The sequence below is a fragment of the Enterobacter cloacae complex sp. IR53030 genome (assembly GCF_049238365.1).
GTDB lineage: Bacteria > Pseudomonadota > Gammaproteobacteria > Enterobacterales > Enterobacteriaceae > Enterobacter > Enterobacter kobei.
In genome coordinates this window covers 1-25,917 of the sequence record NZ_JBMKHA010000015.1, presented here as the reverse complement: position 1 = coordinate 25,917, position 25,917 = coordinate 1, and the positions used below count along the sequence as shown (strand labels likewise).

General features: G+C 48.6%; 32 protein-coding genes and 1 pseudogene. 13 read left to right on the top strand and 20 right to left on the bottom strand.

Annotation, left to right across the window (positions count from 1 at the left end; genetic code table 11):
• Positions 1 to 117: 117 nt before the first annotated feature.
• The 3 genes from ACOTXR_RS15705 to ACOTXR_RS15695 all read right to left on the bottom strand — a co-directional run bounded on the left by ACOTXR_RS15705 (position 118) and on the right by ACOTXR_RS15695 (position 2,415).
• A complete protein-coding gene (locus ACOTXR_RS15705) occupies positions 118 to 1,077 on the bottom strand; it encodes a YbgA family protein (protein ID WP_023336511.1) in 960 nt (319 codons plus the stop codon).
• 102 nt (positions 1,078 to 1,179) lie between these two features.
• The gene (uraH, locus tag ACOTXR_RS15700; protein WP_014881954.1) at positions 1,180 to 1,590 is read right to left on the bottom strand and encodes a hydroxyisourate hydrolase; all 411 of its coding nucleotides are present in this window, start codon (positions 1,588 to 1,590) and stop codon (positions 1,180 to 1,182) included.
• 99 nt (positions 1,591 to 1,689) lie between these two features.
• Complete coding sequence (locus tag ACOTXR_RS15695) at positions 1,690 to 2,415, bottom strand: MerR family transcriptional regulator (protein WP_014881955.1); 726 nt, start codon at positions 2,413 to 2,415, stop codon at positions 1,690 to 1,692.
• A 117-nt stretch (positions 2,416 to 2,532) separates the two neighbouring features.
• On the opposite strand from ACOTXR_RS15695, the gene ACOTXR_RS15690 reads away from it, so the two are divergent.
• From ACOTXR_RS15690 to ACOTXR_RS15680, 3 genes are all read left to right on the top strand, one after another.
• Positions 2,533 to 3,057 (top strand): lipocalin family protein, encoded by a 525-nt coding sequence (locus ACOTXR_RS15690; RefSeq protein WP_421767052.1) that lies wholly within the window; start codon positions 2,533 to 2,535, stop codon positions 3,055 to 3,057.
• A 78-nt stretch (positions 3,058 to 3,135) separates the two neighbouring features.
• The gene (locus tag ACOTXR_RS15685) at positions 3,136 to 4,134 is read left to right on the top strand and encodes a class I SAM-dependent methyltransferase (protein ID WP_058690220.1); all 999 of its coding nucleotides are present in this window, start codon (positions 3,136 to 3,138) and stop codon (positions 4,132 to 4,134) included.
• Positions 4,135 to 4,236: 102 nt separating this feature from the next.
• Positions 4,237 to 4,674, top strand: coding sequence for an acetyltransferase (locus ACOTXR_RS15680; RefSeq protein WP_058690221.1), 438 nt, complete (start codon positions 4,237 to 4,239; stop codon positions 4,672 to 4,674).
• Positions 4,675 to 4,703: 29 nt separating this feature from the next.
• On the opposite strand, the gene ACOTXR_RS15675 is transcribed toward ACOTXR_RS15680, so the two are convergent.
• The 4 genes and pseudogenes from ACOTXR_RS15675 to ACOTXR_RS15660 form a co-directional block, all read right to left on the bottom strand.
• Positions 4,704 to 5,003, bottom strand: a complete 300-nt coding sequence (locus tag ACOTXR_RS15675; protein ID WP_032635284.1) for a helix-turn-helix domain-containing protein — start codon at positions 5,001 to 5,003, stop codon at positions 4,704 to 4,706.
• Complete coding sequence (locus ACOTXR_RS15670; protein WP_058690226.1) at positions 5,000 to 5,350, bottom strand: type II toxin-antitoxin system RelE/ParE family toxin; 351 nt, start codon at positions 5,348 to 5,350, stop codon at positions 5,000 to 5,002. Before ACOTXR_RS15670 ends, ACOTXR_RS15675 begins: the two co-directional genes overlap by 4 nt.
• Positions 5,351 to 5,613: 263 nt before the next feature.
• Positions 5,614 to 5,794: pseudogene (locus tag ACOTXR_RS15665) on the bottom strand (hydroxyacid dehydrogenase); the annotation flags it as partial.
• Positions 5,795 to 5,880: 86 nt separating this feature from the next.
• On the bottom strand, positions 5,881 to 6,222 hold the full coding sequence (locus ACOTXR_RS15660; RefSeq protein WP_058690222.1) for a SymE family type I addiction module toxin: 342 nt from the start codon (positions 6,220 to 6,222) through the stop codon (positions 5,881 to 5,883).
• 128 nt (positions 6,223 to 6,350) lie between these two features.
• Here ACOTXR_RS15660 and ACOTXR_RS15655 point away from each other — a divergent pair, with 128 nt between their 5' ends.
• Both ACOTXR_RS15655 and ACOTXR_RS15650 read left to right on the top strand, forming a co-directional pair.
• Positions 6,351 to 6,512: a YlcI/YnfO family protein gene (locus tag ACOTXR_RS15655; RefSeq protein ID WP_072205328.1), complete on the top strand. Its 162-nt coding sequence runs from the start codon at positions 6,351 to 6,353 to the stop codon at positions 6,510 to 6,512.
• A 245-nt stretch (positions 6,513 to 6,757) separates the two neighbouring features.
• Positions 6,758 to 8,263 carry a reverse transcriptase domain-containing protein gene (locus ACOTXR_RS15650; RefSeq protein ID WP_058690223.1) on the top strand — a complete coding sequence of 502 codons (1,506 nt, stop codon included), beginning with the start codon at positions 6,758 to 6,760 and terminating at the stop codon, positions 8,261 to 8,263.
• A 134-nt stretch (positions 8,264 to 8,397) separates the two neighbouring features.
• Here the strand turns inward: ACOTXR_RS15650 and ACOTXR_RS15645 are convergent, their stop codons facing one another.
• The 8 genes from ACOTXR_RS15645 to ACOTXR_RS15610 form a co-directional block, all read right to left on the bottom strand.
• Positions 8,398 to 8,718: a TA system toxin CbtA family protein gene (locus ACOTXR_RS15645; protein WP_071605960.1), complete on the bottom strand. Its 321-nt coding sequence runs from the start codon at positions 8,716 to 8,718 to the stop codon at positions 8,398 to 8,400.
• A gap of 41 nt (positions 8,719 to 8,759) precedes the next feature.
• On the bottom strand, positions 8,760 to 9,116 hold the full coding sequence (locus ACOTXR_RS15640) for a type IV toxin-antitoxin system YeeU family antitoxin (protein WP_057696016.1): 357 nt from the start codon (positions 9,114 to 9,116) through the stop codon (positions 8,760 to 8,762).
• Positions 9,117 to 9,147: 31 nt separating this feature from the next.
• The gene (locus ACOTXR_RS15635) at positions 9,148 to 9,369 is read right to left on the bottom strand and encodes a DUF987 family protein (RefSeq protein ID WP_057696015.1); all 222 of its coding nucleotides are present in this window, start codon (positions 9,367 to 9,369) and stop codon (positions 9,148 to 9,150) included.
• Between the two features lie 8 nt (positions 9,370 to 9,377).
• Positions 9,378 to 9,848, bottom strand: coding sequence for a RadC family protein (gene radC, locus ACOTXR_RS15630; protein ID WP_023305179.1), 471 nt, complete (start codon positions 9,846 to 9,848; stop codon positions 9,378 to 9,380).
• A 69-nt stretch (positions 9,849 to 9,917) separates the two neighbouring features.
• On the bottom strand, positions 9,918 to 10,739 hold the full coding sequence (locus ACOTXR_RS15625; RefSeq protein ID WP_044599778.1) for a DUF932 domain-containing protein: 822 nt from the start codon (positions 10,737 to 10,739) through the stop codon (positions 9,918 to 9,920).
• Positions 10,740 to 11,431: 692 nt separating this feature from the next.
• Positions 11,432 to 12,271 carry a hypothetical protein gene (locus ACOTXR_RS15620; protein WP_063448361.1) on the bottom strand — a complete coding sequence of 280 codons (840 nt, stop codon included), beginning with the start codon at positions 12,269 to 12,271 and terminating at the stop codon, positions 11,432 to 11,434.
• 112 nt (positions 12,272 to 12,383) lie between these two features.
• Entirely contained in the window at positions 12,384 to 12,818 is a 435-nt protein-coding gene (locus ACOTXR_RS15615; protein ID WP_063448362.1) for a hypothetical protein, read from the bottom strand.
• A 353-nt stretch (positions 12,819 to 13,171) separates the two neighbouring features.
• A complete protein-coding gene (locus ACOTXR_RS15610) occupies positions 13,172 to 14,398 on the bottom strand; it encodes a hypothetical protein (RefSeq protein WP_063448363.1) in 1,227 nt (408 codons plus the stop codon).
• Positions 14,399 to 14,763: 365 nt separating this feature from the next.
• On the opposite strand from ACOTXR_RS15610, the gene ACOTXR_RS15605 reads away from it, so the two are divergent.
• The 8 genes from ACOTXR_RS15605 to ACOTXR_RS15570 all read left to right on the top strand — a co-directional run bounded on the left by ACOTXR_RS15605 (position 14,764) and on the right by ACOTXR_RS15570 (position 21,440).
• Complete coding sequence (locus ACOTXR_RS15605) at positions 14,764 to 14,967, top strand: helix-turn-helix transcriptional regulator (protein ID WP_063448364.1); 204 nt, start codon at positions 14,764 to 14,766, stop codon at positions 14,965 to 14,967.
• Positions 14,968 to 15,316: 349 nt separating this feature from the next.
• Positions 15,317 to 16,336, top strand: a complete 1,020-nt coding sequence (locus ACOTXR_RS15600; RefSeq protein WP_063448277.1) for a YagK/YfjJ domain-containing protein — start codon at positions 15,317 to 15,319, stop codon at positions 16,334 to 16,336.
• 634 nt (positions 16,337 to 16,970) lie between these two features.
• Entirely contained in the window at positions 16,971 to 17,294 is a 324-nt protein-coding gene (locus tag ACOTXR_RS15595) for an ArsR/SmtB family transcription factor (protein ID WP_044599782.1), read from the top strand.
• 1 nt (position 17,295) lies between these two features.
• Positions 17,296 to 18,009: an arsenical resistance protein ArsH gene (arsH, locus tag ACOTXR_RS15590; protein WP_023305188.1), complete on the top strand. Its 714-nt coding sequence runs from the start codon at positions 17,296 to 17,298 to the stop codon at positions 18,007 to 18,009.
• An 8-nt stretch (positions 18,010 to 18,017) separates the two neighbouring features.
• Positions 18,018 to 18,563, top strand: coding sequence for a sigma-70 family RNA polymerase sigma factor (locus ACOTXR_RS15585; RefSeq protein WP_054627861.1), 546 nt, complete (start codon positions 18,018 to 18,020; stop codon positions 18,561 to 18,563).
• A 75-nt stretch (positions 18,564 to 18,638) separates the two neighbouring features.
• Complete coding sequence (locus ACOTXR_RS15580) at positions 18,639 to 19,001, top strand: arsenic metallochaperone ArsD family protein (RefSeq protein ID WP_063448276.1); 363 nt, start codon at positions 18,639 to 18,641, stop codon at positions 18,999 to 19,001.
• Between the two features lie 20 nt (positions 19,002 to 19,021).
• Positions 19,022 to 20,779, top strand: coding sequence for an arsenical pump-driving ATPase (gene arsA / locus ACOTXR_RS15575; protein ID WP_063448275.1), 1,758 nt, complete (start codon positions 19,022 to 19,024; stop codon positions 20,777 to 20,779).
• Positions 20,780 to 20,903: 124 nt separating this feature from the next.
• Positions 20,904 to 21,440 carry a GNAT family N-acetyltransferase gene (locus ACOTXR_RS15570; RefSeq protein ID WP_063448274.1) on the top strand — a complete coding sequence of 179 codons (537 nt, stop codon included), beginning with the start codon at positions 20,904 to 20,906 and terminating at the stop codon, positions 21,438 to 21,440.
• 34 nt (positions 21,441 to 21,474) lie between these two features.
• Here the strand turns inward: ACOTXR_RS15570 and arsC are convergent, their stop codons facing one another.
• The 5 genes from arsC to arsR are packed head-to-tail and all read right to left on the bottom strand — an operon-like array spanning position 21,475 to position 25,778.
• A complete protein-coding gene (gene arsC, locus ACOTXR_RS15565; RefSeq protein WP_017880248.1) occupies positions 21,475 to 21,900 on the bottom strand; it encodes a glutaredoxin-dependent arsenate reductase in 426 nt (141 codons plus the stop codon).
• Between the two features lie 12 nt (positions 21,901 to 21,912).
• The gene (gene arsB, locus ACOTXR_RS15560; protein ID WP_063448273.1) at positions 21,913 to 23,202 is read right to left on the bottom strand and encodes an arsenite efflux transporter membrane subunit ArsB; all 1,290 of its coding nucleotides are present in this window, start codon (positions 23,200 to 23,202) and stop codon (positions 21,913 to 21,915) included.
• A gap of 46 nt (positions 23,203 to 23,248) precedes the next feature.
• The gene (gene arsA, locus ACOTXR_RS15555; RefSeq protein ID WP_057696014.1) at positions 23,249 to 25,000 is read right to left on the bottom strand and encodes an arsenite efflux transporter ATPase subunit ArsA; all 1,752 of its coding nucleotides are present in this window, start codon (positions 24,998 to 25,000) and stop codon (positions 23,249 to 23,251) included.
• 17 nt (positions 25,001 to 25,017) lie between these two features.
• Entirely contained in the window at positions 25,018 to 25,380 is a 363-nt protein-coding gene (gene arsD, locus ACOTXR_RS15550) for an arsenite efflux transporter metallochaperone ArsD (protein ID WP_057696013.1), read from the bottom strand.
• Between the two features lie 47 nt (positions 25,381 to 25,427).
• Positions 25,428 to 25,778 carry an As(III)-sensing metalloregulatory transcriptional repressor ArsR gene (arsR, locus tag ACOTXR_RS15545; RefSeq protein ID WP_039272869.1) on the bottom strand — a complete coding sequence of 117 codons (351 nt, stop codon included), beginning with the start codon at positions 25,776 to 25,778 and terminating at the stop codon, positions 25,428 to 25,430.
• Positions 25,779 to 25,917: the final 139 nt, after the last annotated feature.

The following is a 25,917-nucleotide window of genomic DNA, read 5'->3' as shown; positions in this document are numbered from 1 at the left end:
GTATATAATCACAGTCTTTGAGGTTAAATGCAAAAAAGAGACGACAGTGAGGATGTCGTCTAAACGGGGTACTGCTTTGGGCCTCTACGGGTCAATGGGGCCTTCGCATTTTTGTGATCACTTGACTGCCAGACGCAGACCCAAATCATCAGGATAGGGATCAAAGTAGTTTTGCGTCATCAGATACCGGTCAGGATATTCGGCCAGGTAGTGCTTCAGCAGCGTGATCGGGGCGAGAATAGGTAACTGCCCGTTGCGATAGTGCAGGATCACGTCGCGCAACTCACCGCGCTGGCGGGTGTTTAGCTGGTTGCGGAAATACCCCTGAATATGCATCAGCACGTTGGTGTGGTTCTTACGCGAAGCCGGTTTTTTCAGGATCGTCATCAGCTTTTCCCGGTACGCCACGAAGAAGGCGTCCAGGTCTTCCCACTCGTGCAGCGAGGCAACGAACGGGCCGATTTCACGGTAGCCCGCCTGATGGTGCGCCAGCAGCTGCAATTTATAGCGGCTGTGGAAATCCAGCAGCCCACGTCGCGTCAGACCTTTAGCGCGCAGCGTGTTTAGCTCGTGCAGGGCAAATACCCGCTCAATAAAGTTTTCCCGCAGCACAGGGTCGTGCAGCCGACCATCTTCCTCGACGGGCAGCCATGGGTAGGTTTCAAGAAGGGCGGCGGTGAACAGCCCGACGCCCTCCTTGCGGCCCCGGTTGCCGTTTTCATCGTACAGCCGCACGCGTTCCAGGCCACAGCTTGGGGATTTTGCACAGACGATAAATCCCGAAAGATCGCCGATTTTTGGCAGATATTCCGCCGTAAAGTCGGCCATTTTCTGCGTGAGGTCATCATGAGGCGGCTTGCTGAAACGGAGCTGCGTCTCGCCGCTGTCCGTCAGCGTCAGGCGTATGGCCGGGCGAGGCGTCGGCAGGCCGATCGCCATTTCCGGGCAGACGGGGCGGAAATTCACCCACTGGGCCAGCTCATCCATAACGAAGCCCATACGCTTGTGTCCGCCGTCAAAACGTACGGCGGAGCCGGTCAAACATCCGCTAATACCGAGCACAGGTTTCGTTGTCATGGTGTGGTCCTCCCGTTCATATAATTAAAACTTACACAACATGACTAATTTGTCCAAGTATTCGCGGAACTATTTTTTTTATTCCTTTAGAATCAATGCGTCTTAACTGCCCTTGTAGGTTGAGTAACCGTACTGACTCAGCAGAAGCGGGATGTGCAGCTTTTCGTTGGTGCGGGTCACGGTAAACAGCACCGGGATCTCCGGGAAGAAGGTGTCCAGCTTTTTGCCGTGGAAGTACTCTGCGGTTTTAAAGGTCACTTTATACACGCCAGGCTGCATGTCCTGGTCCTGCGGATAGAGCGATTTGATACGTCCGTCGTGGTCGGTTTTGCCGCTGGCAACCGGGGTCCATTTGTCCTGCTGCTGCTTCTCCAGCGTAACGGTCACGTCTGATGGCGGCATCCCGGTTTGCTGGTCGAGAATGTGGACGCTCAGCGTGCCGGCAGGGGCGCTAAAGGCGGCAGGGGCAAAGGCCATGGCGGCCAGGAACAGCAGAGGGGTTGTTTTTTTCATGGTGTTTTCCTGTGGAGTTATTCGTCACAGGAAAACGTTAGCATCTGCGGCGCGGGAAAATATTCAACTTTTCGTGAAGATTCCCACAGCAGAAAATGATCAGAGGATAATCACTTCAAGCGATACCTGCTGCTGCCACTGCTCCAGCTGCTTTTTCCGTCCGGCGGTGAGTTTGCCGCTGGTGACCAGAAGCCATTTCCGCTCCGGGAAAATCTCCGGAGCCAGCGTGGCAGGGGGAACCGGCAGGATATCGATCCGGTGACCCTGACCGGTGCGCGTTAAGGCCTCAAGCCAGATCTCGCACGGGTCGTTGAGATGCCAGCCGCTGAGCAGAATATTGTCGCCCGGCGCTTTCTTATCACCTTCGAGACAAAACGAGGTGTAGGCGATGATGATGCCGTCGAGGATCGCGCGCAGGGTCATGGCGGCGGCAACGTTAGCCGAGACCTGGCTGCGCAGCGGACGCAGCACGTTCGCGACCAGCTCTGGTCTTGGGTACTCGCGTCCGGCGTCGTAAATCATCTGGCGCAGGGATTCGACTTTGCCGTCCTGCAGGCGCTGCAGCATGTTCTGCTGCAGGGTTTGCCAGTTGTTGGTCCGCCCCAGCGTCGGGCGCTCCAGCAGCGGTTTGACCTGGCCGATTGGGACGCCTTTTTTGACCCAGTCGAGGATTTTCAGCGCCTGCTGGACGTCCTCATCGCTGTACTGGCGGTGACCGCCTTCCGTGCGCTGTGGCTTGAGTAAACCGTAGCGACGCTGCCACGCCCGGAGGGTGGTGGCGGTAATGCCGCTGAGTCTGGCGAATTCGCCGATGGAGTAAGCCATGTCCGTGTCCAGAGTGGAGGAATACTCTCAATATACTACGAATTTTCCCGAACGGGATGAAGCGCCGAAACGGTGCACTACACTTAACATCCAACCGTGCAAATGAAAGGAATTCTCATGAAGCTATGGCCTGTTGTGACCGGTGTTGCCATTGCGCTGACCCTGGTTGCCTGTAAATCCCCTACGCCGCCGAAAGGCGTGCAGCCTATTACTCATTTTGAAGCCAGCCGCTATCTCGGCAAATGGTACGAAGTCGCGCGCCTTGAAAACCGCTTTGAACGCGGTCTGGAGCAGGTGACCGCCACCTACGGCAAGCGTAGCGACGGCGGTATCAGCGTGCTGAACCGGGGTTACGATCCGGTGAAAAACAAGTGGAATGAAAGTGAGGGGAAAGCGTACTTCACCGGCGAGCCGACCACCGCCGCGCTGAAGGTGTCGTTCTTCGGTCCGTTCTACGGCGGGTATAACGTAATCAAACTGGACGACAAGTACCAGTACGCGCTGGTCAGCGGCCCGAACCGCGATTATCTGTGGATTTTGTCACGCACGCCGACCATCCCGGATGCGGTGAAGCAGGATTACCTGAACACCGCGCGCAGTCTGGGCTTCCGGGTTGACCAACTGGTGTGGTTGAAGCAGTAAAGATCGTGCTTTCTTCGTAGGGTATTACGGACTCGCCTGGATAGACTTCCGTTAAAAGCCCAACGGAGGGAAGACGTTATGATCTGGCAGCCTTTTCGTGGTGACGCACCGAAAAACATGACGATTTTCAGTGCGTCCTTTCCCGACGTCAGCGACCAGTGGCCGATGAAAGACGATGCTGCCCGTGAAATCGCTGCGCTCGATCGGGCGCTGAAAGCCGAGCCAGCGCTTCGCCCTCCGCAGGTCGAATATCAGGAAGGGGGGCAGGCTGTGCTCGTCCCGCAGAACCGCTATTCCGAACAGGCCTTTCGCAACCGTCCGGCGCTTACCGCATGGCGCACCCGGCTGGTGCCCTCCGCGCTGGCGCTGTTTGTGGTGCAAAACCCGCTTGAGGATCGCCTGCCGGACGGCACAAAGATGGACAGCGACAGTCGCCAGTGGTTTATCCACGCGAACGATGCCATCGGCGTGCGCGCCCGCGCCCGGGTGCTTGCCGCGCTGGTGGAGAAGTACATTCACAATGAGAGTGAGAACAACTGGGTCAGCCTGGCAAGCGGCGCCGCCATTCCGGTGCTGGAGGCGCTGCGCGAAGCAAAGCTCGATGGCCAGCAGGTCTATCTCACGCTGGTGGATAAAGACCCCGTGGCGCTTAGCTGGGCCGAAACCATGGCGGCGCAGGAAGGCATTGTGGTGGGCGAACAGCTGACCCTGCTCAGGCGCAACCTGGTGCACACGCTGGTGCGTAACGAGGACCTGCTGCTGGAGCTGGGCGAGCATCAGGCCGAACTGGTCGACGCGCTGGGGATTTTCGAATACTTCAACGACGCCGACGCGGTGATTTTTCTCCAGCGCGCGCTGCGGCTGGTCAAGCCCGGCGGGGCGGTGATTGTCTCAAACATGCTGACCAGCAGCCCGCAGATTGACTTTGTGCTGCGGGGTATCGGCTGGGAGGATATCCACCCGAGGACGCTACAGCAGCTGCAGGATATTCACCTGGCGGCGGGCGTACCGGTGGAAAACGTCACCGTGGTCGTGCCGAAGGATGGGGTGTATGCGGTGATGGAAGTGAGGGTGTAGCACTGTTTATTCCCTCTCCCTGAGGGAGAGGGCTAGGGTGAGGGGGGAACAAGGCGCACAGAGTGACTTGAAAGAATTAGGTTTTCCAGACATGATCCCCCCATGAAAATCGAAACCGCACACTCATCACACTTCGATCGCCTGGTCGCGATCTGGGAATCCTCCGTCCGCGCCACCCATCACTTTTTACAGGAAAGCGATATTGCGGCGCTGCGTCCGCTATTGCTCAACGCGTATCTCCCCAATCTCAAGGCCGTGATAGCCCGCGATGACGCAGGCGTTATTCACGGCTTTTTAGGCGTGGATGAAAACCGCATTGAAATGTTGTTTGTGGATGATGCGAGTCGCGGGAAGGGTGTCGGGAAACTGCTGCTTAAACACGCCATCGCAGAGTTCGGCGCGAACGAAGTGGACGTGAATGAGCAGAATCCGCAGGGAGTCGCGTTTTATCGGCATATGGGATTTGAGCAGGTTGGGCGCTCGGAACTTGACGGGCAGGGGAATGCGTTTCCGTTGCTGCATATGCGGTTGGCTAAGTAAATATTTACTTAACGCAGGAATCACACTTGTTAGATATGAAACGCAACGCGTTTTCCTGTTGGAAGTTCAACGTCAATACAAAGTTTCCCACCCATTGCCTCAATGTAGCGCTTAAGCGTGGCAATTTTTAGTTCATTTCCACGTTGCTCTATTTGTGTTACTGCGGGCTGGCTCACCCCCATTAGCTCGGCAACATTTTTTTGCGAAAGTCTGAGCTCTTCACGTAAAAGTTGCAGACCCGTTTCAAGGATCATTTCCTCTGCCATTTCTTTAATTCGTTGTTGGCTTTCCGGTGAGCGTGATGCAATTAATTCATTTAGGGTTTTCACTTGGCTGTCTCCAGGCTTGTCAGATGCCGGGTAAATTCATCATCTGCAATGCGAATGAGTTTTTCATAAAATGCCTTGTCGTTACTCTTGTTGCCTGCGCAAAGCACAATCGCCTGACGTTCGGGGTCAAATGCGAATAAAGCACGAATCGGACGGCCAGCATATTGAATACGTAACTCTTTCATATTGTTATATTGCGAGCCTTTTACAGTATCGGCATAGGGACGAGGAAGACGAGGTCCAAAGTTTTGTAGATTTAGCATGTCTGCCAGCACCTTTTCCTGTAACCCTTCTTCCTGTTCAAGCAACCATAGCTCAAACACCTTTCCGAACAGTACCGTCCACATGCTCTCTTCCATGATAAGCTGTAGCTTATATACAGGATATAAGCTGTAGTTAATAAATGCAATGGCTGTCATTGGCAACCAGGTAGCGAGTGGCAGAAGTATGACAAATACGGTGCATCTAAATGATTGTATTTGTGAGAAATTGCGAGGCGTCTTCCAGTGTTTTTTCGAGTCATGCTGGCAAGGAAGGTAGGGGGACAGTATGACTATGGCTACTCTTTAAATTCTTTTTCCATTTACCAGCCACTTTCTTGCTGAACTTATAAGTAAGCCTTACATGTTGTTTTTATTCAGGCTTACCTTCTTCGTAAACGGCTTTAATATGCTCAGTAATGGCTTGAGGAGAGACTTGCTAGAGAGCCACAATGGCTGCTTGCGACAGCCAGAGCGTTGCATGTTCAAAGCGACATGGGATGCGAACCTTACCGTCCTCACTGACAACATAACAAATTCATCAGCCGGAAATTAGATTACGTTTTTATCAACCATGTCGGCTCCGTCTTTTTAACGATTAACGCCAGAAACCGACGCTAAGCCAGGTGGTTTGTATTTGATTTTGCGAGGTACTTTCCAGGATGCTGAATTTGAATCGCGGCAAGGGCTTTCTCTATCTCACTGAGCTTCGCCTTCGTCCGCTTATAATCTTCCTGCAACCGCTGCTCCTGCTCGCTATACGCCACCAGAACGATGCACCCTTTCATCACCTTGACGGTGACCTGCTGCCCGGTATCAAAGCCTGCGGCTCGAAGCCATTTGCCGGACAGAATGATATTGGGCGTGGATTTGTCGAAAACATTCGGGCGGTATCCCACAATTAACGAACGCTCGGTTCCGGATTGGTCAGTGTCTGGGGTAGAATGCGAATCAGCCATAATCAACTCCTTGATAGTTGGTGAGGTTAGACGCCCTTTAGTGCTCCAACACTGCTGGGCGTTGTCAAAATTCCAAATCCATGTGGTAGGTACCACATGAAGATAAATTAACCGAAGTGGTACCTACCATGCAAGAGAAAAAGAAGCCAAATTTTGACCGCACCAGAAGCACGATGAAGAACATCCGCTTTGAGGATGAGCTTTTGGAGCAGATTGAGAAGGCTGCAGGGAAAGGGAATTTTAGTAAGTGGGTTAAAGAGGCATGTAGAATGCGACTTAGTTCGCAATAGTTGCATTTTTTCAGTTTAATCTCATATCAAAGTTGTTTTTAACTGATTCTTGATGCATTCTTTCTCCAGCGCCTAATAGGTGTAGTGGTCTTGCCTTCTGCCTCGAAAGAGGTCTCCGATCCATTTTATGGGTCGATGGGGGAGTGGGGTCGAACCTTTTCCAACCAAGTGATAACTTACTTTTACTTGGGCTTGCACCGCGGAACAACCCGAGCCATGTCTCGGGTTTTTTTATGGAGGATAAAATGAATCTTGAAGAATCTTTAAGTGAAATTATTAAAGAAGAAGCCAAAAAACTTATTAAACGCTACCACGCGTATCATAATAGATTGCATCTTGAGCATGTCAGGAACATTAAACGTTTCGGTCATTCATATACTAAGGCTAAGGAAATCCATACTCCTGATTATTGGGAGAAAGATAAAAGATTTAATCCATTCCACGTATTACGAAAACACAAATCAATCGCGCATTCTATAGCTAGGAAAATTGAAAATAGAACATATAGACCAAGTGAGGTTCATTTAAAACAGATTCCAAAAAAAGGTGGTGGTGAAAGAACTGTATCAATATATCAAATACCTGATGCTGCGGTTTCAAAGTTTTTCTTTAATCGCCTTTTAGAAAAAAATAAGCATCGATTTAGCTCCTTTTCTTATGCATACAGAAACGACAGAAATGTTCATTTTGCAATACAGGATATATTCGTAGACCTATCACTTAGTGAAAGGATGTTTATTGCAGAATTCGATTTTTCAGATTTTTTCGGGACTATTGAACATAGGTTCCTTTTTGAACAGTTTAATCTCAATGGTTTTTATATTAGTCAAGAAGAGAAATATATAATTAAGGCGTTTCTTGCTGAGCGAAGTGTAGGCATCCCTCAAGGTACATCAATTAGCCTATTTTTAGCTAATTTGTGCTGCTGGAATTTTGATCAAGCACTTGAAAGAGAAGGTGTAAAGTTCTCTCGATATGCGGATGATACAATTGTTTGGACCAGAGAGTATTCAAAAATCTGTAATGCCTTTAATTTGATTACGGAATTTTCAAAGAATGCTGGTGTAAAAATTAACGTAAAGAAATCAGACGGAATATCTTTATTAACAAAGGATGGATTAAAATCTGAGATAGTATCAAAGAAAAGTCTCGATTTTTTAGGTTACTCTTTAGCTGTAGATAAGGTATCTATTAAACACTCATCAGTTCTTAAAATAAAAAAACAAATATCTTATCTTTTATACAGAAACCTTATTCAGCCGTTAAAAAAGGGGAATCTTGCTGGTCAGTCAATTCCTGCCAATGATAAAGATGTAAATTTTTTAAGAGCAATGGTTCAGATTAGAAGGTATATGTACGGTGGTCTTCAGGATACTACCATTAAAAACTTTCTTTCTGGAAGGTCAAAAAGAATTTTCTTTAAAGGTGTCATGAGCTTCTACCCACTCGTCACGAATGAGGGTCAGTTAAGAGAACTGGATGGATGGTTAGTTTCTACTATTTATAGAGCTTTATTGTTAAGATCAAAACTTCTTGCTCAGCATGGATATAACAGAAACCATAGTTTCCCATTCAATCAGTCTAAAGGTAACTTACTTACTAATTGTTCAAAAGTTAAAATTAATGGGAAAAAATTATTGGAAATTCCTAGTTTCCTTTTAATCAGCAAAGCATTAAGAAAAGGATTAATAGAAAATGGCATTGAAAGAGTAATGAATCCCAATTCCCAAAATTACAACTACCGGTGGTAGGGGACTGGCGGAGATCACAGGAGTCGCATTTGGTGGTTAATCATGTTGAATTTATTGATTATTTTCCTATGCGCTTTACTGATGTGCCCCCGATTATGCCCCCACATGTTTTCCTTAAGGATCAGTTGGCTGATTTATGGGCGTTTCAAGCCAAGGTTGGACTGTGCCCGATGAACATCCAAAGATGTTATCCAAGGTTCTTGATCCTGCCAGGAGAAACTCTTCTGGTCAATGCGCACAAGCTCGAATCGTTCCACAAGGAAATTAACAGCATCAGTAAGATTCACTCCCGCCTCTATATGTTCCTGAATCGTCGTATCGTTACTGAACGGTGTGTCGTTGATCGTGAGGCCGTAATGATGCTCTAAAATATACGTTAATAGTTTTTGCCAAACTTGGACAGGAGACAGGCGTGACGAAACCGTCACTGTTTTCGGTACAGTCGAAATATGCATGAGTTGATTCCCTGATAAAAGTAGAGGAAGGTGTTAACTGGTTATAGCTGATGGGGATAAATGGCGATATAAACGTAGCCATAAGAGCCGAGAGTGTCAGCTTCACAAGTAAGTCCATTGTGATGCAGTGTGACGCAGTGCTGGTTGTGAGGATCAAGCTCGCCAGTTGTCAGCATCCGCTCAAGCTGTTTCACCATTAGTGGAAACGCTTGGTCCAGACTCAATGCTTCTGCGTCACTGAATGAGCCATTAAATCCTGCCCGGTCAGCCAAAAAGTATAGGCGCTTGCCTTCCTGTACCAGACGAGCGCCGAAGCACGGCGTGATATTACGTTTTAATCCCCACTGAAGGCAGGATGTGTTCTTCGCCGATGTGCCGGATATGGTGGTCGACTGCATTAATATACTCCTCAATGATTGAGTGGGATGATTAGTTCACCGTCACGCAGCGAAGAATAGCGTACGGACCTGCCCGGTCCTGACGACGTTCAACAAAAACAGCGAGTACGCCGCTGATATGCTGAACTTCATATCCATAGTAATGGCATACACTGCCATGCCACTGGTAGTGACCTGTACAGAAGGCAGATAGCCTGGATTCGGGATGCTGACGATAAATATGCATCGCCTGGCGCTTACTGATGATTTTCATTCTGCACCTCATAACAAGCCACATTCAGCAAAAGACACCACTTCGTTCCCGACCACAAGATGATCCAGCACACGCACTTCCACCAGAGCCAAGGCTTTAGCAATTCGCTGAGTGACATGTTTATCCTGCTGGCTGATTTCTGTCGTGCCGGACGGGTGGTTATGCGCCAAAATGACCGCAGCAGCGTTATGTTTCAGGGCTGATTTAACCACTTCGCGGGGATGCACTTCGGTATGGCTGAGCGTGCCGGTAAACAGTGTTTCCCGCTCTAGCAGGCAATGCTGATTGTCGAGATACATTACAATGAAGACTTCCCGCTCCAGGTGAGCCATCTGCAGTTGCAGCCAGGTTTTTGTAAGGCTGGCAGAGGTAAATGACTCACTCGGTTGACGCTGGTATTTCTCCAGCAGACGTAATGCTCGCTGGATGACTCGCTGCTCGTTTGCAGGAAATACCGGGGATAAATTGATCGTAGACATGGTTGCTCCTTAGAAAGAAAAGCCCTTCCGAATCTTCGGAAAGGCGTTAAGGGAAAATAGTGGAAGAGATCATGAAGCAAGCTGCAGCATATTCTCAGCCATCACCCAGAGGGCCCGGTTGAGCTTCACATCACCGTCAATACCTTTCACTGCTCGGGTATGGGCGCGCTTTCCTTTGGTTGTTCTCCCCGATAGCCCGCCTTTAATCAGGTTTTCCTGAATGCGCTGATAAGTGGTCCACAGGTCGTTACTCTCATCCTGCCAGCGGCGTGGGGAAAGTATCTGCGTCTCTGTCACCGGTTGGTGCTCCTCACCGAAGCGATATGTCAGCGCCGCTTTCGCCATAGCCTGCTGAGCGGGCGGCGGCAACAAAAGCGACTGCATGGAATCGCGTTTCTCTTCTACGCGGTCAAATATTCCCAGTACTTCGTAGGCCCCTTCGATGACTTTCTCTACTACGTTGCCTTTATGCGGCACGCGTACTTCGCCAAAACTCTCACCGCAAATCAGCCCATTTTGGCAAACTGCTCTGAATAACCCCGGTAGCATCTGATATGAGCTGGAGCCGTCGTGGCTGTTCAGCAGAATAATTTCGGGAACCTGTTTGCCAGTAATCTGGCCTTCACGACGCAGGCGCAGCATGTGCTTCGTATGCTCTCGTTTGCTCTGGTCGCGGACCCTGGTTTGACACGCGAAGAATGGCTGGAAGCCTTCGCGTTGCAAGTTATCGAGAAGGGTAATTGTCGGGATGTAGGTATAGCGATCACTACGGGATTCATGCTTTTCTTCGCTGAAGACACTGGGCACATAATGGGCCAGTTCGTCGCGAGTTAACGGGCGGTCACGACGAACAAGGTTGACTGCACCAAAGCGGCTGGCTAAACGGGTCATAGTTGATTCCTTTTAAAACGGGCATAAAAGCCACTCCAGTAGAGTGGCATTGGATGGAAGATGAAATGTTCAGGGAGAGGCTGGTGGCTGGCTCTGCTGTGGCGAGAGTTCTCTGTCAGGTAATGCCGGTGGTATTAGCTTTTCGGCCTGGTGATGTTGTAATCGCTGCAGAATAAAGGGTTTACTGTACTGGAAGTATCGAAGACACCACTCGTATTTAACGACTCGCCTTATGTTCAGAGGTAAGCGTTCATACGCTTTGCTGCACACCGATAAAACAAAGGCATCATCATTGATTCTGTCCTCTGCTATTGCAGCCAGCCCTTTGATAAAGGAACGATTCAGCTTTTGTCGAGAGTTAGCTTCCAGGCGAGCTTCGGAAGGTGATAGTACGTCTGGTACAGGTGTTAGAACACAAACCGTGTTGCCTGATTGGGACTTTTCAGGTAAGCGTGGCGAGTTTTTTTATGAGTCTTATCAGGCTGTAGGTCATCAGGCTGGCTCCCATTGTCTGGCATACGACCGACTTACTTCTCAGCAGAGTGAGGCCTGCGACGCTGAAAACAACGGGCCAGGTCAACCCAAATGATTCTGCATCTGGCGTTGTATCGTCCGGGGATTTTTTAGTTTTCATAGGTTGATCCAAAAGGCGTCCGGTATCGCAGGAAGCTTATACCGGACTAGAAGAGTAATTAGGGGAGATCGACTGAGGCTATTTCCTCAGAAGCGTTTGTGGGGCCGCTGTAAACGCCGACGTATTCATTTTGAGGGAAGATAATTACTGCATTTTTCTTCGGGTCAAAAGAGCAACCATTTAATCCTGCAATTTCGGCGGTTTTCCCGGAGCTTGTGTTTTTAACAACCAGTTTGTTGTCAGCACAACTGCTACCTTTTACATAATTCACCACATAACCGTCCTGCTCTGCGACCATTTCTCCAGCTGCTGGTTTTGGCTCAGAGTTACTTTCTTTATTCCTACTTACGCGTTTGCTGTTGTAAGGAATATATTGCGCAGCATCATTCCGCATGGTCGGTGGATCATTGTTCAGACCAAGATATACAGGACAACTGGGGACACCCACCTCGCAACTCTTTTCGACGATAGCACGTGACGGCCAGCCTTTTGTGCCGATGTAAGCAGCACCGGTTTCATCAAGGCAGTAGGTTTCCTCCCATGTGTAATTTTTATTCTGACCCGGCATAGTGCGGGTCGTTACGAGACAAGTCAGAGCCTTAACCGGTTTACTGTCGTAGCGGATAAAGTTCTGTTCAAGGGGTGATGCTGCGTACAGCAAAGGAGATATGTTCGCAGCAGCAGCCTTGCTCTGTGCCTCAGCGCTAAAACCAACTTTGTTGTTGAGTTTTACGCTGACTGCCGCATCGTTCATTTCGCGAAGCATTTCACCGCCTCTATCTGTTAGAAAGAACGTGTATCGCTCTGGGTGAATATTACCGGGAATGGTGATGGCAAAACTTAGGGCCGGAAATGAAAGCACTGAGATAACAAATAAGCGTGAAATAAACTCTGTCATGATGACACCCTGAGGACGTTTGTCGTTGGCTCTGCTGGACGTATCTGAACTCCAGCAACGAGTGGTTAAAACAGCAAACTGTGCTGTTTTGAGAAATAGGCGAAGAAGGTGCTTAACGGCTGATGCAGTCCTGCCAGGTTACCTCTTTCAGCGCTTCCTGAAGACCTACAGTTTTGAACGGTTTGGACAATGGTTTTTTGGCTTCAGTGACTTCCAGCACTCCTTCATCACTGGTGTTTTTGAGCGCCATAAATGCAGCTTCGCCTAATTGATAGTGGGTTGAGTTGATGATCAACCCTGGCTTTTTCAGACCTGCCCCAGAAGAAATTGAATAGTTCTTTGCTGGGACGCTGTAGGTGATGCCCAAGTGGCCTCCGATGCAAGTGAAGGTAATGTGCTCACCAACATCATTGTCGGCATTAATACCAAATTCCATTCCGCTGGTATTACCAAACCAGTTACCCCACTGCTGTTCCTGAATGGTCGCGTGCGCAGCGGTGGTGAACAAAGTTGCACTGAGAAAGAGTGCAGAAGTGACCTTGAACATAGAGATTCCTTACTGTTGTTTTACAAACGAAAAATGGCCCTTTGCTGTACAAAAGGCCACCTGATCCTATGCATTTGAGAGAGAATGGGATAATCGTTACTACAGATCAGTTTCCAGGAATCGATCGTTATATTCTATTGATAAAACGATCGATTTCTCGCTATTAATAGTCAGCAACTATCACTGCTTGAGTATCGATCGGTGCAATAGATCAATGTGAAGAAGCCGCGCCAGTAATACATACTGGCACGGCTTCATGTGGGTAATATAGATGTGAAATGATCTGGAATACTTTCAAGGCACTTTTATGGGGTAATTTATACTAAGTTATAAGCTCACCAGTTGCCCACAGACTAATTCAGCTCCTGTAATTTATTTCTGATTATTTTTATTTTTTTTCTTTTACGGGTAAGGTATGTATCCCTGGCACGCTTAAACTGGTTATAAAGTTCTGGTTCCAAGAAGGTTCCTCCAACATAGAAAATCCAGACTGCATGGATAGCTAAATATGTTTCTCTTGGTGTCGATGGCTGAATGATCTCAAATGCATCATGCCAGCCAATTCTATTAATACTGGATAGAGAACTGCCATTTTCCGGAAAAAGGTCTATGGTTTTATAACTCACCTTTTTTATGCCACTTTCATGCTTTGAACTCTTGTCATTATCGGCGTCATTGTTAGGTGATTTATTGTAATCCTCCTGTGCCGTACTTTCTGACATATTCTTATTGCAGATGCCATATTTGTCGTCAGCAGAACATATTGAGAGTGAATAATCTTCAACAGATAATTTAATTCCCCCCTCTGGCGCTTCTGTGCCTTGACTGTAAACGCGCTTCCTCATGGATGGTTTATTTTTCATATAGTCCCAGGCCCACTGGCATAGACCTGTATTTTCCACGGGGATATTTAACTTACGTTTTGCTTTAAACTTAACATCCCATTGAGACCTTATGTTTTTTATAAATGATAATTTATCAATGAAGTATGATGGAACTAGATCCATGAAATACAGGATAGAGTTATAACGTTCTTTGTGGGATGCGGGATGTACATGCAGCGAGTTTATTTCTGAAAGAAAAGGTTCCGATGCAATTGCATGCTGATTCTTTTGGCTAAAATTATCAAGACCTGATAGGTCAACCAGAGAATGCACATTGCTAAATTTTTGTGGTGCAACCTCCTGTTGAATATTGAGCATTTCAGAAGATAGCTGAGGATAGTATTTTTTAATACTTAACCAAACAAAATAACAAGCATGCTCATTTTTCCTGAACCATTCAAACTCTGATTCTGGAAGAAGTGAGTCAAGAAAAATTTCTATTTTTCTTTCATAATGAAGTATAGCATCAAGGACACCTGAATAATAGTCACTGATAATTTCAGATAATAGTAAAGAGGCATCCCGTATATTCATTCGGTAAATTGAATTTATTCTTTTCATGTTTTTTAGAGGTGAGGAACGGTAGCGATCGACCATAGGTTTATTTTCCATTACAAACCAATAAAAAACGGATAGTTCTCTTTTTGTTTTTATTTTTAGCCTGTAATTCTCATTCTTTCCTTTGCTTAAAGTCATCTTTTACCTCTTTGAATGCCGGACTCAATTTACAGCATATCCATTATTTTTATACTGATAATAATTGTAGTGTATTGCATAGTCAATAAGTAGATTTTTCGTAGTTTTTTTGTAGTGTTTTTTTTGATGAAACGTCCAGCACTAGTGACAAATTACATAGAAAGTAGCTTTTTTTAGACAGGGATGTAAGGAGAGTTTCCTTATCGCCATAGTGAAAGGCCATAACCTGTCCCTGTATGCTTTCAGTAATGACTCTTCAACCACTATGGAGACTCTCCATAGAAATGTAAAACCATACATACCTGACCTATCCATTTGAAAGGATGCCGCCCGGCGTCCTCATGTTAAATTCTTTTGGAGAAGTCATGAAAGAGATTGATATTTATAAAGACCGGTTCGTTGATATGGTTTTCATTACCGAGCTGACCAGTCTGTCTGATAAGTGGTTTTATAAAATGGCACAGCAAGGGAAATTTCCAAAACCTATAAAGTTTGGCCGCAGTTCCCGCTGGATTGAACGTGAAGTAAAAGAATGGTTAGAAGCCCGCATTAATGACTCGAGAGCATAAAGACAATTAAAGATAGTGATAAAAAGGTCACTAACTTTACACCATGCTTTTATACTTGCGTGCCTTGTTGCTCATGGGTTTTATGTGATTTATAAAGACGGTTTATTTATTATTGTATTTAATGCATTATCAATCGGTCATTAATGCACTCAATCATCAAACAATATCACCCCATATAAGCACTTTATACCCATCTCATTGAGGTGTTATACACTTCTACTTTGTTATCACACAGACACTACCTCTGATATAACTATTCATACTGAATATTAGACAAAGACACTCATCCAATAACCACACTAATACATTGCCGGTCAGCAATGGCTGACCGGTCTCAGAGAAATACATTATGGCCTTACCAGAATCATTCCTGTTATCTCATGCTGAATATCACATTGAGAATAATACTCCCTATGTCACCATATCCGATGACAATGAATTCAGACTCAGATTAGAACAACTGGATAGTTGTCTTAAAACTATCAGCAGAGGACGTAAGTTACCTTTCGCTATTCTGTATAACCGTTCAGGATACAAAGAGAGCGCTGAGTCAGTCACCATTCTTGATGCCATCCGTTATCTTAATATGTTGCCACAAGATGCAATGAAATTACGAATAGCTAATCCACGTATAGCTACCTTCCAGCGTCTATTTACTGGCGCCAATTTATATTCGCGTGTCCATAACGGGAAAATAGCAGGGGCAGACACTGTTACCACAGCAGAAATGCTGAATAAGCTGATACAGGATTACCGGTTTACTGTGAGCCAGGCAGGATTTAAAAAAGCATGCAGAAAGTACCAGAGGGCTTCGGTTAAAAATCTTAAGGGAGTGATGAATTACATCAGACATCTGCAGGAGCGTCATTCCCGGCTGCTGGTCTTGCGGGTTGATTTATCATGGGCAAATGAACACAAAGCTGATATCACTGCTGATGATGCCCGTAAGCACCGTCAGCAGCTGTTTCGCAATATGCAAAAGAATCCAATGTTTCGCCATGTCCTCGGGACGGTATGGAAACTGGAATATGGCCCACAACGTAAATTTCATTACCACATGCTATTTATCTTAAATGGTAATAAGGCACAACAGGATGGCGTGATTGCTCATGCTTTCGGGAGATACTGGAATGAAACTATTACTAAAGGTAAAGGCATGTTCTACAACTGCAACGCTTACAAAGAGCGTTATGAGGACTGCTGCCTCGGCAAACTGAAACGCGGTGACAGTAGTAAGGACAAGGGGTTACTTAAGGCGCTAAGTTACATCACCAAAATCGATGCCTGTGCACGTCTGGTTCTTCCGGGTAATGCCAGAACCTTTGGTCGCGGAGAAGTACGTTCATTGAAAAAAAGGAAGAGAGCATAAATATGCCGGTAAACCTAACCTGTTGTAACAGTCGGTAATGCTTCCTTCCCCCCTTCTATCTACAAAGCCAGCTAACCATGCTGGCTTTTTTCATTTGTTACGGAGTTCATGATGAATTACTTCGTCTTAGCCACTCACGCCGTCACCGTAGATGGTGAATGGGTTACACCAGAATCTGTTCAACAGGTTGATTTTGATTCATTGCTTTGTATTTACTGCAAACTGCAGATCGGTGTTCAGTTTAATCCTCTGACATCTACAAAAACGTTTGTGCACATACCGAGGCATATCAACAATGTTGCTCGGCTTAAAACATGTCGATTTAACAAGCTCCAAACAGTACCAGAACAAACCTCGCCAAAAACTATCCCGCCTTCAGAAATGCGCCTTCGACCTACTAACACGACGATACGGCAATAGCGATGCTGCTGGTGCGATACTCACTGGCATGGGGACAAGGTTTGTCCGAAATGTCGCGACTTGATTTATGTGTTAGAAGTTTAAGAGACAGTTTCGGTCGTTAGAGTTCGTAGGTTAAATCTGAGCGTGCCGACATCTACCATTGCCTCTCTTTTACCAGGAAAGGAAATTAGGTATATTTCTACAATTCCGGAAATATAGAAATGAGATGCAAATGGAGCTTTCAAAAGCAGCAGACACTCTGAAAGAGCTGGGACATCCTACGCGACTGAGCGTGTACAGAGAGCTGGTTAAAGCCGGACATGAAGGTTTACCGGTTGGCGAACTGCAGAAGCGGCTCGACATACCTGCCTCTACGCTGAGCCATCATCTCTCATCGCTGATATCAGTTTCTCTGGTACGCCAGGAACGTCAGGGCAGAACGCTCTTTTGCCATGCTCGATATGAAAATCTTGAGGCTCTGATTGCCTTCCTGACAGAAGAATGCTGCTCAGGAGCTGACGACTGCCTCACCATGCCCCAGAAGACGGAGAAGTAAAATGACAGGTGATCTTAAGAATGTTGATTCGGGTTTGTTCGACACCTCAATCACAGAGGCAAGATTCGGCGTTCCTGCCGTGCCCCATCCTCCACGTATCCTCATGTTGTACGGCTCTGTACGCGAACGTTCCTACAGCCGACTGGCAACTGAGGAAGCTGCAAGGCTGCTGACTGCCATGGGCGCAGAGGTGCGGATCTTCAATCCTTCTGGCTTGCCTCTTCCTGATGATGCGCCTGATTCGCATCCTAAAGTCATGGAGCTGCGTGAGCTGGTTCGTTGGTCCGAAGGCATGGTGTGGTGCTCACCTGAACGCCATGGTGCGATGACCGGCATCATGAAGGCCCAGATTGACTGGATACCACTTTCGGAAGGCGCTGTTCGCCCTTCTCAGGGTAAGACGCTGGCCGTTATGCAGGTCTGCGGTGGCTCCCAGTCTTTCAATGCCGTAAATCAGATGCGCATTCTTGGCCGCTGGATGCGGATGATCACCATCCCGAATCAGTCCTCCGTGGCAAAAGCCTGGCAGGAGTTTGATGAAGATGGACGAATGAAACCATCGTCTTATTACGACCGCATCGTGGATGTGATGGAAGAACTGGTGAAATTTACTCTGCTGACAAGAGGTAGCTCAGCTTATCTCGTCGATCGCTACAGCGAACGTAAAGAGTCTGCAGAAGAACTTTCCCGGCGGGTTAATCAGAGCAAAATCTGAGGGCTAGGATGAGTGATGTAACGGCATTCAACAACTGCATGAGCGCGTTATGGCGGCAACATGAAGCCGAACTCTCTCGCTTCCTGACATCGAAGACAGGTGATAGCGAAAAAGCAGCAGACCTTCTGCAAGAGCTATTCCTGCGTGCCCGCGCTCATTCAGACAGTTTCTGCGAGATGGAGAATCCGCGAGCCTGGCTATATCGGGCGGCGAGGAATCTGCTGATTGATGAGTACCGCACCACCAGGGAGTTTGTTGAGCTGGAAGAAGATGCCCCATTAACAGACGCATCCCCTGATGCAATCTCAACGCTGGATATTTGCCTGCCTGAAACATTACAGGCTTTACCCGAAGATGAGCGATGGTTGATTGAAGAGTCCGACCTTAACCGGCGTCCCCAGCAGTCTCTGGCCGATGAACTGGGAATCACGCTTACGGCGTTTAAATCCCGTTTGCTTCGGGCCAGAAAGCACCTGAAAGAAACGATGACAGAACTTTGTCAGATTGAGGCGGATGACACGTCTCCCGTCTGCTGCCACAAAAAAATGAATTAATCGCGCATCTTTTTCCCGTCACCTTCGTTTACCTCAGTGTAAAGCCAAATGACTAAACACTGAGGTAAACAGTCCATGTCAAAAATTGAGATCTTTGAAGCAGCAGGCTGCTGCGCAACCAGCAGCGTTGTGGTCAGCGACAATGCCGTCAAATGGAACGCCAACGCCGAATGGGCGAAAAAGAATGGCGTTGATATTCAGCGCTACAGCCTTGCGAAGAACCCACAGCAGTTCCTGAATACCCCCGTCATCAAAGAGTTCCTGAACACATCAGGAATGGAGTCCCTCCCCGTCACCTTGCTCGATGGGAAGCTCGTGATGGCAGGCAAACTCCCGACGCGTGAAGATATCGCCCGTTGGTCAGGTATTCCGCTTACTCAGGACTGGAGTGAAGACAACACGCAACCACGCTGCTGCAGCATTCCACGTATGCCTTAATTCCAGAGGAGCTATTACTGATGAATATTCCATTTTTAAAAGACATTCCCCCGTTCATCTTCTTCACTGGCAAAGGTGGCGTGGGTAAAACATCTCTGGCCTGTGCTACTGCGGTATGGCTGGCCGATCAGGGTAAGAGAACGCTTCTGGTGAGTACCGATCCGGCTTCCAATGTCGGCCAGGTCTTTAGCCAGACTATCGGCCACCGAATCACAGATATCAGCACCGTAGAAAATCTTGCCGCGATGGAAGTTGATCCGATGGCTGCAGCACAGGCTTATCGTGACCGCGTACTCGACCCGGTTCGCGGGCTGATGCCAGCCGATGTGGTCAGCAGTATTGAAGAACAGCTCTCTGGCTCATGCACCACGGAAATCGCTGCGTTTGATGAGTTTACCGGTCTACTGACCAATCATGAGCTGCGGGAAAAATATGACCATATCGTATTTGATACCGCGCCAACCGGTCACACCATCCGCATGCTTGAGCTGCCGGGAGCCTGGAGCGGTTATCTGGAAGCGAACCCCGATGCCGCCGCTAACCTCGGGCCGCTGGTGGGGCTGGAGAAACAACAGCACCAGTACTCAGATGCGGTTAAGGCGCTCTCTGATGCTGCACTCACGCGTCTGGTTCTGGTTGCCCGCGCCCAGACTTCGACACTGAAAGAGGTTTCCCATACTCATGATGAGCTGTCTGCTATCGGTTTGCGGCATCAACACCTTGCCATTAATGGTGTGTTGCCGCCATTTGTGGGTGAAAATGATCCGCTGGCGCAAAGTATTTTAGCTCGGGAGGAAAAAGCGCTACTTGCTATGCCAGAGAATCTGGCGAACCTTCCCCGCTCGCAGCTGTATCTGAAGCCATTTAATCTGGTCGGTCTCGAAGCCCTGCGTGGGTTATTTACAGAGAGCGAAGCCTCGATGTCTCTCCCAACTACCACGCTGAACACTCTGGATTTACCGAAACTTGCCTCGCTGGTGGATGAACTCAGCCTGACAGGTAAAGGTCTGGTAATGACGATGGGTAAAGGCGGGGTCGGCAAAACGGCTGTTGCAGCATCGGTGGCGGTATCTCTGGCAAAACGCGGCCATAAAGTCCATCTGACGACGTCAGATCCGGCAGCACATCTGTCTTATACGCTGGATGGCTCGATACCAAACCTTCAGGTCAGCCGTATTGACCCGAAAGTAGAGACTGAACGCTATCGTCGCTTTGTTCTGGAAAATCAGGGGAAAGGGTTAGATGCAGAAGGGCTGGCGGTGCTGGAGGAAGATCTCCGCTCACCATGTACTGAAGAGATCGCCGTCTTCCAGGCATTCTCGCGGATCATCAAAGAGGCAGACGATCATTTTGTCATTATGGACACCGCGCCAACGGGTCATACGCTTCTGCTACTGGATGCAACAGGGGCCTATCACCGGGAAATGGTGCGCCAGATGGGGCAAACACATGACCATGTGATGACACCAATGATGCAATTGCAGGACCCGGAGAAGACGAAGGTGATTATCGTGACGCTTGCCGAAACGACACCTGTACTGGAAGCAGCAAACCTGCAGCAGGATTTGCGTCGGGCTGAAATTGAACCATGGGCATGGGTAATCAATAGCAGTCTGGCTGCTGCGAAACCGTCCTCACCGTTCCTGGTAACCCGAGCCAGTCGCGAACTGCCGCTGATAAATGACGTTACAGAGCAGTTTGCAAAGCGTATTGCATTAACACCACTGCAGAACGAAGAACCAGTGGGTGCGGCTCTGCTGGCAAAAATGGCAGGCTAATAGATGGGGCTGCGGCCCCATCTTCTGTAGCCAAACTTTTGCTTATACAGATTATAAGTTTAAGTGCTTAACCTGCTGTCGCGAATTCCGGTAGTTTGTAAAACACCACTACTGGAGCAATTCGATGCACATTATCAAAGCTGAAGAACAGCACATTACCGCGATACGCACTATCTATGCTCACCATGTTCTGCATGGTACAGGTAGCTTCGAAACCGAACCTCCGGATATGCAGGAAATGCTTAACCGACTGAGGAGCATTCAGTCTCGGGGATTCCCATGGTATGTCGCCCTGCAGGGCGATACGATCATTGGCTACTGTTATATTTCCCGTTACCGCGAACGCCATGCTTATCGGTTCACGGTTGAAAATTCGATATATATTGATCCGGCTTATCAGCGCCAGGGCGTCGGAAAAGCACTGCTCGATCATGCATTAAAATGGGCCGAATCTCAGGGATATCGTCAGATGATTGCTGTTGTGGGTGACAGCGCTAACGTTGCTTCTGTTGCGCTGCATATCCGCGCAGGATTTACTGAAATAGGCACATTAAAGGACATTGGTTTCAAACATGGCCGCTGGCTTGACACGGTTTTGCTGCAAATGAAACTTGGTGAAGGGAATAGTACTCTGCCAGAAGGTTCAGATCTTATGCCTTGAGGCAGGAATAAGGGGGCGTCTGCCCCCTTTATGTTTATTTCAATCGCTTACCTGTTTCATCAACAACTTTCTCGCCGTCTTCCTTAGCAAATGCACCTTTTTGCGCATCCGGAAGAATATCCAGTACCACTTCGGAAGGGCGGCAAAGGCGCGTTCCCAACGGTGTCACCACAATCGGGCGGTTAATCAGGATCGGATGCTGAAGCATAAAATCGATTAACTGATCGTCAGTAAACTTATCTTCGGCAAGCCCCAGTTCTTCATAAGGCTCGACATTTTTACGCAGCAGCGCCCGTACTGTAATCCCCATATCTGCGATAAGTTTGACCAGTTCATCGCGTGACGGTGGATTTTCAAGGTAATGAATAACGGTCGGTTCATTACCGCTGTTGCGGATCATCTCCAGCGTATTACGCGACGTGCCGCAGGCCGGGTTGTGATAAATGGTGATGTTGCTCATATCAGTATCTCATTACAAAGTGAAAGAGAGACGTAGCGCCAGCGCGGCCAGCGTTACAAACAGCACAGGCAGAGTCATGACGATCCCGGTGCGGAAATAGTATCCCCAGGTGATGGTCATATTCTTCTGTGAAAGGACATGCAGCCAGAGCAGCGTTGCCAGGCTACCAATAGGTGTAATTTTCGGGCCCAGATCGCAGCCAATCACGTTGGCGTAGATCATCGCCTCTTTAATAACGCCAGTTGCAGTGCTTCCATCGATAGAAAGAGCGCCAACCAGCACAGTAGGCATGTTGTTCATGATGGAAGACAGGAAAGCCGTCAGGAAGCCAGTACCCAGCGTCGCAGCCCAGAGTCCTTTATCCGCCAGTACGTTCAGCACACCTGAAAGGTATTCGGTTAGCCCGGCGTTGCGCAGACCGTAGACCACCAGGTACATCCCCAATGAGAAGATGACGATCTGCCATGGCGCACCGCGCAGCACTTTGCCAGTGTTAATAGCATGGCCTCGTTTAGCTACTGCAAACAGGATCACAGCTCCAACAGCCGCAATCGCGCTAACGGGAATACCGAGCGGCTCAAGGACAAAGAACCCAACCAGCAGAAGAATTAAGACTATCCAGCCGGTTCTGAAGGTTGCCAGATCTTTTATCGCTTTCGCCGGTTCTTTCAGCAGAGCCAGGTCATACGTTGGCGGAATGTCTTTGCGAAAGAACAGATGCAGCATCACCAGCGTGGCGATAATAGCGGCAATATCCACCGGCACCATTACCGACGCATACTCAGTGAAGCCCAGTCCAAAGAAGTCCGCCGAGACGATATTCACCAGGTTCGACACGATAAGCGGCAGGCTGGCCGTATCGGCAATAAAACCCGCAGCCATGACGAATGCCAGCGTGGTGCCTTTGCTGAACCCTAGTGCCAGCAGCATGGCGATGACTATCGGCGTTAGAATAAGTGCCGCACCATCGTTGGCGAACAGTGCCGCCACCGCCGCACCGAGCAGAACAATATACGTAAAGAGCAAACGTCCACGACCGTTACCCCAGCGGGAAACGTGCAGCGCTGCCCATTCGAAAAAACCGGACTCATCAAGCAGCAGGCTGATAATAATTACGGCAATAAAGGTCGCCGTCGCGTTCCAGACGATATTCCACACCACTGGAATATCTCCCACATTCACAACGCCAGATATCAGAGCCAGTCCCGCGCCCAGCATTGCACTCCAGCCGATCCCTAATCCCTTCGGTTGCCAGATAACCAAAACAATGGTCAGGACAAAAATAGCGCCTGCCAGTAACATAAAACCTCCTGACAGGGCGACTTTGTCGCCCTGTATATGCCAAAAATTAACTCATCAACTCTCTGAGCTTTTCAATACCGGCGGGCTCTGACGCCAGCACCGGAACAAGCGCTATACGGTCAGCGTGCTGATTCTTAACAGCCTCAATCTGAGGCCGTTCCTGATGAGCACGCTGGCAAAGCAACGGAGAACGCGTATCCGCAATGGAAAGGCTGTTATTGATAATCCAGCCCCACGGATGAATCCCCGCTCTCTCGAGGTCAGCCTGCAGGTTTGCCGCTTCCAGCACCGGTGTGGTTTCAGGAAGCGTAACCAGCAGAACTTTGGTGCGTTCCGGGTCCTGAAGCTGCATCATTGGGGTAGTAAAATGACCTTTACTCCCCATTTTTTTGGCAATCTCTCGGTGGTAAGCCCCGGTCGCATCCAGCAGTAAAAGCGTGTGCCCCGTAGGGGCAGTATCCATGACAACAAACCGTTTACCCGCTTCACGAATCACCCTGGAAAAGGCCTGAAACACGGCAATTTCTTCAGTACAGGGAGAGCGTAAATCCTCTTCCAGTAGCCGTTTCCCTGCTTCGTCCAGATCTCTTCCCTTCGTCTCAAGGACATGCTGACGATAGCGTTCGGTTTCATCGTGAGGGTTGATGCGGCTGACCTGCAGGTTTTTGAGGCTGCCGTTCAGCGTTGTACTCAGATGCGCAGCAGGATCAGAGGTCGTGAGATGCACGTCAAATCCCATGTCTGCCAGCCTGACGGCTATAGCCGCAGCCATCGTGGTTTTCCCTACGCCACCTTTGCCCATCAGCATAATCAGGCCGTGTTCACTGCGAGCGATATCCTCGACCAGGCCAGAGAGCGATAAGTTTTCAGGCATGTACAGAACGTTCGTTGCCGGGAGCGGTAACGCCTCAGAATGGATATCCAGCAGTCCCTTCAATGCGGACACACCAACCATATTGACTGGCTGTAGTAATAGGGTATCTGTCGGTAGCTCAGATAAACCGGCAGGAAGATTTGCCAGTGCCTCCTGCTCACGTTGCCATATCGCAGCGGCCAGGGCGTCATGTTCAGCTTCGGCTTTAGGCAGCACACCATTAATCACCAGGTATTGGTTTTTCAGGCCAATTGCAGCCAGTTCTTCATGGGTGCGGGCGACTTCCTGCAGCGTCGATTTTTGCAGTCGTGCAACCAGAACCATGCGGGTACGTTCAGGATCGGATAACGCCTCTACTGCATGAGCATACTGCTCACGCTGCTTTTCCAGCCCGGCCATTGGGCCAAGACAGGAAGCACCATCTGGATTACTTTCAATGAAGCTACTCCAGGCACCGGGAAGCTGGAGAAGGCGAATCGTGTGGCCCGTCGGCGCTGTATCAAAAATGATGTGATCGAAGCGGGTCAGCAGGGTAGCGTCTGTCAATAAGCCGGTGAACTCGTCAAACGCCGCAATCTCAGTGGTACAGGCTCCTGAAAGCTGCTCGCTGATACTGTTAACAACGTCATCTGGCAGAAGACCTTTGATAGGATCAACAATTCTGGCGCGGTATTGCTGGGCGGCTTCCTGCGGGTCAATCTCCAGAGCAGAAAGCCCAGGAACTGCTGTCACAGGGCGAATGTTGTTACCGATAGCTTGGTCGAATACCTGGCCGACATTCGAGGCAGGATCGGTACTGACCAGCAAAACCTGCTTACCCTGTTCGGCAAGGCGGATAGCCGTCGCGCAGGAAATAGAAGTTTTTCCTACGCCTCCCTTGCCAGTAAAAAACAGGTAAGGCGGGATATTCTGTAAGAATTTCATATGTCCTCCTGACATATTCAGCAACAGGAAGTATTACCACCACAGCAGCTGGTGGGAGCTAACCCTACCTTCTCCAGCGGAATACCGAACCAGCGAGCCAGCTCAGCACGTTTTGGGTATCGCCCTGCCATCACAGTTTCACCGTCCAACAGCAGTAGCGGAAGCCCTTCTGCTCCAGATGCTTCGAGAAATGCTTTCGCTTTCTCATTCTGAACAAAGCTCATGGGCTGCTGCGCTAGGTTGTAACGTTCAACCTGTACGCCACGTCCTTTCAGCCACTGCACATCAGCAGAAAAATCAACCAGAATCTGATCGACATCTGAGCCACATACGCCGGTACTGCAGCACATTGCCGGGTCAAACACCGTTAACGTCTTCATTCTAAATACCTCACATTCGTAAAAGCATATATGTCCAGGCAAATTTTTTAGATGCAAACAGCCTTACCGCTACCAGAGCAGTTTGCCGATGCCAGCTTACGGGCGATGGCCTGTACGTCGTCCTGTTGGCTTAACCAGGCCTGCTCAATCACCTGAGCGGCCCAGGAAGGAATATGCGGGGATAAGCGGTAGTGAACCCACTTACCCTGTTTACGGTCCAGCAATAGACCACTTTCCCGGAGCATTGCAAGATGACGGGAGATCTTGGGCTGCGACTGCTCCAACGCCGTGCAAAGATCGCACACGCACAGCTCTCCCATCTCCCTGAGCAGCAGCACGATGCCCAGGCGGGTTTCATCGGAGAGATTTTTGAACAGTTGTAATGCTATGATTTTCATTAAATTTAACGAGGCCTTGAAATTGTGTTGCTTAAAGAACAGAATCAATGCATATGGTAAAGCATATATTTATAATCATAGTAGACCCTTCGTTTCACCAAATCAACTAAGGAAGGTGCGAACAAGTTCCTGATATGAG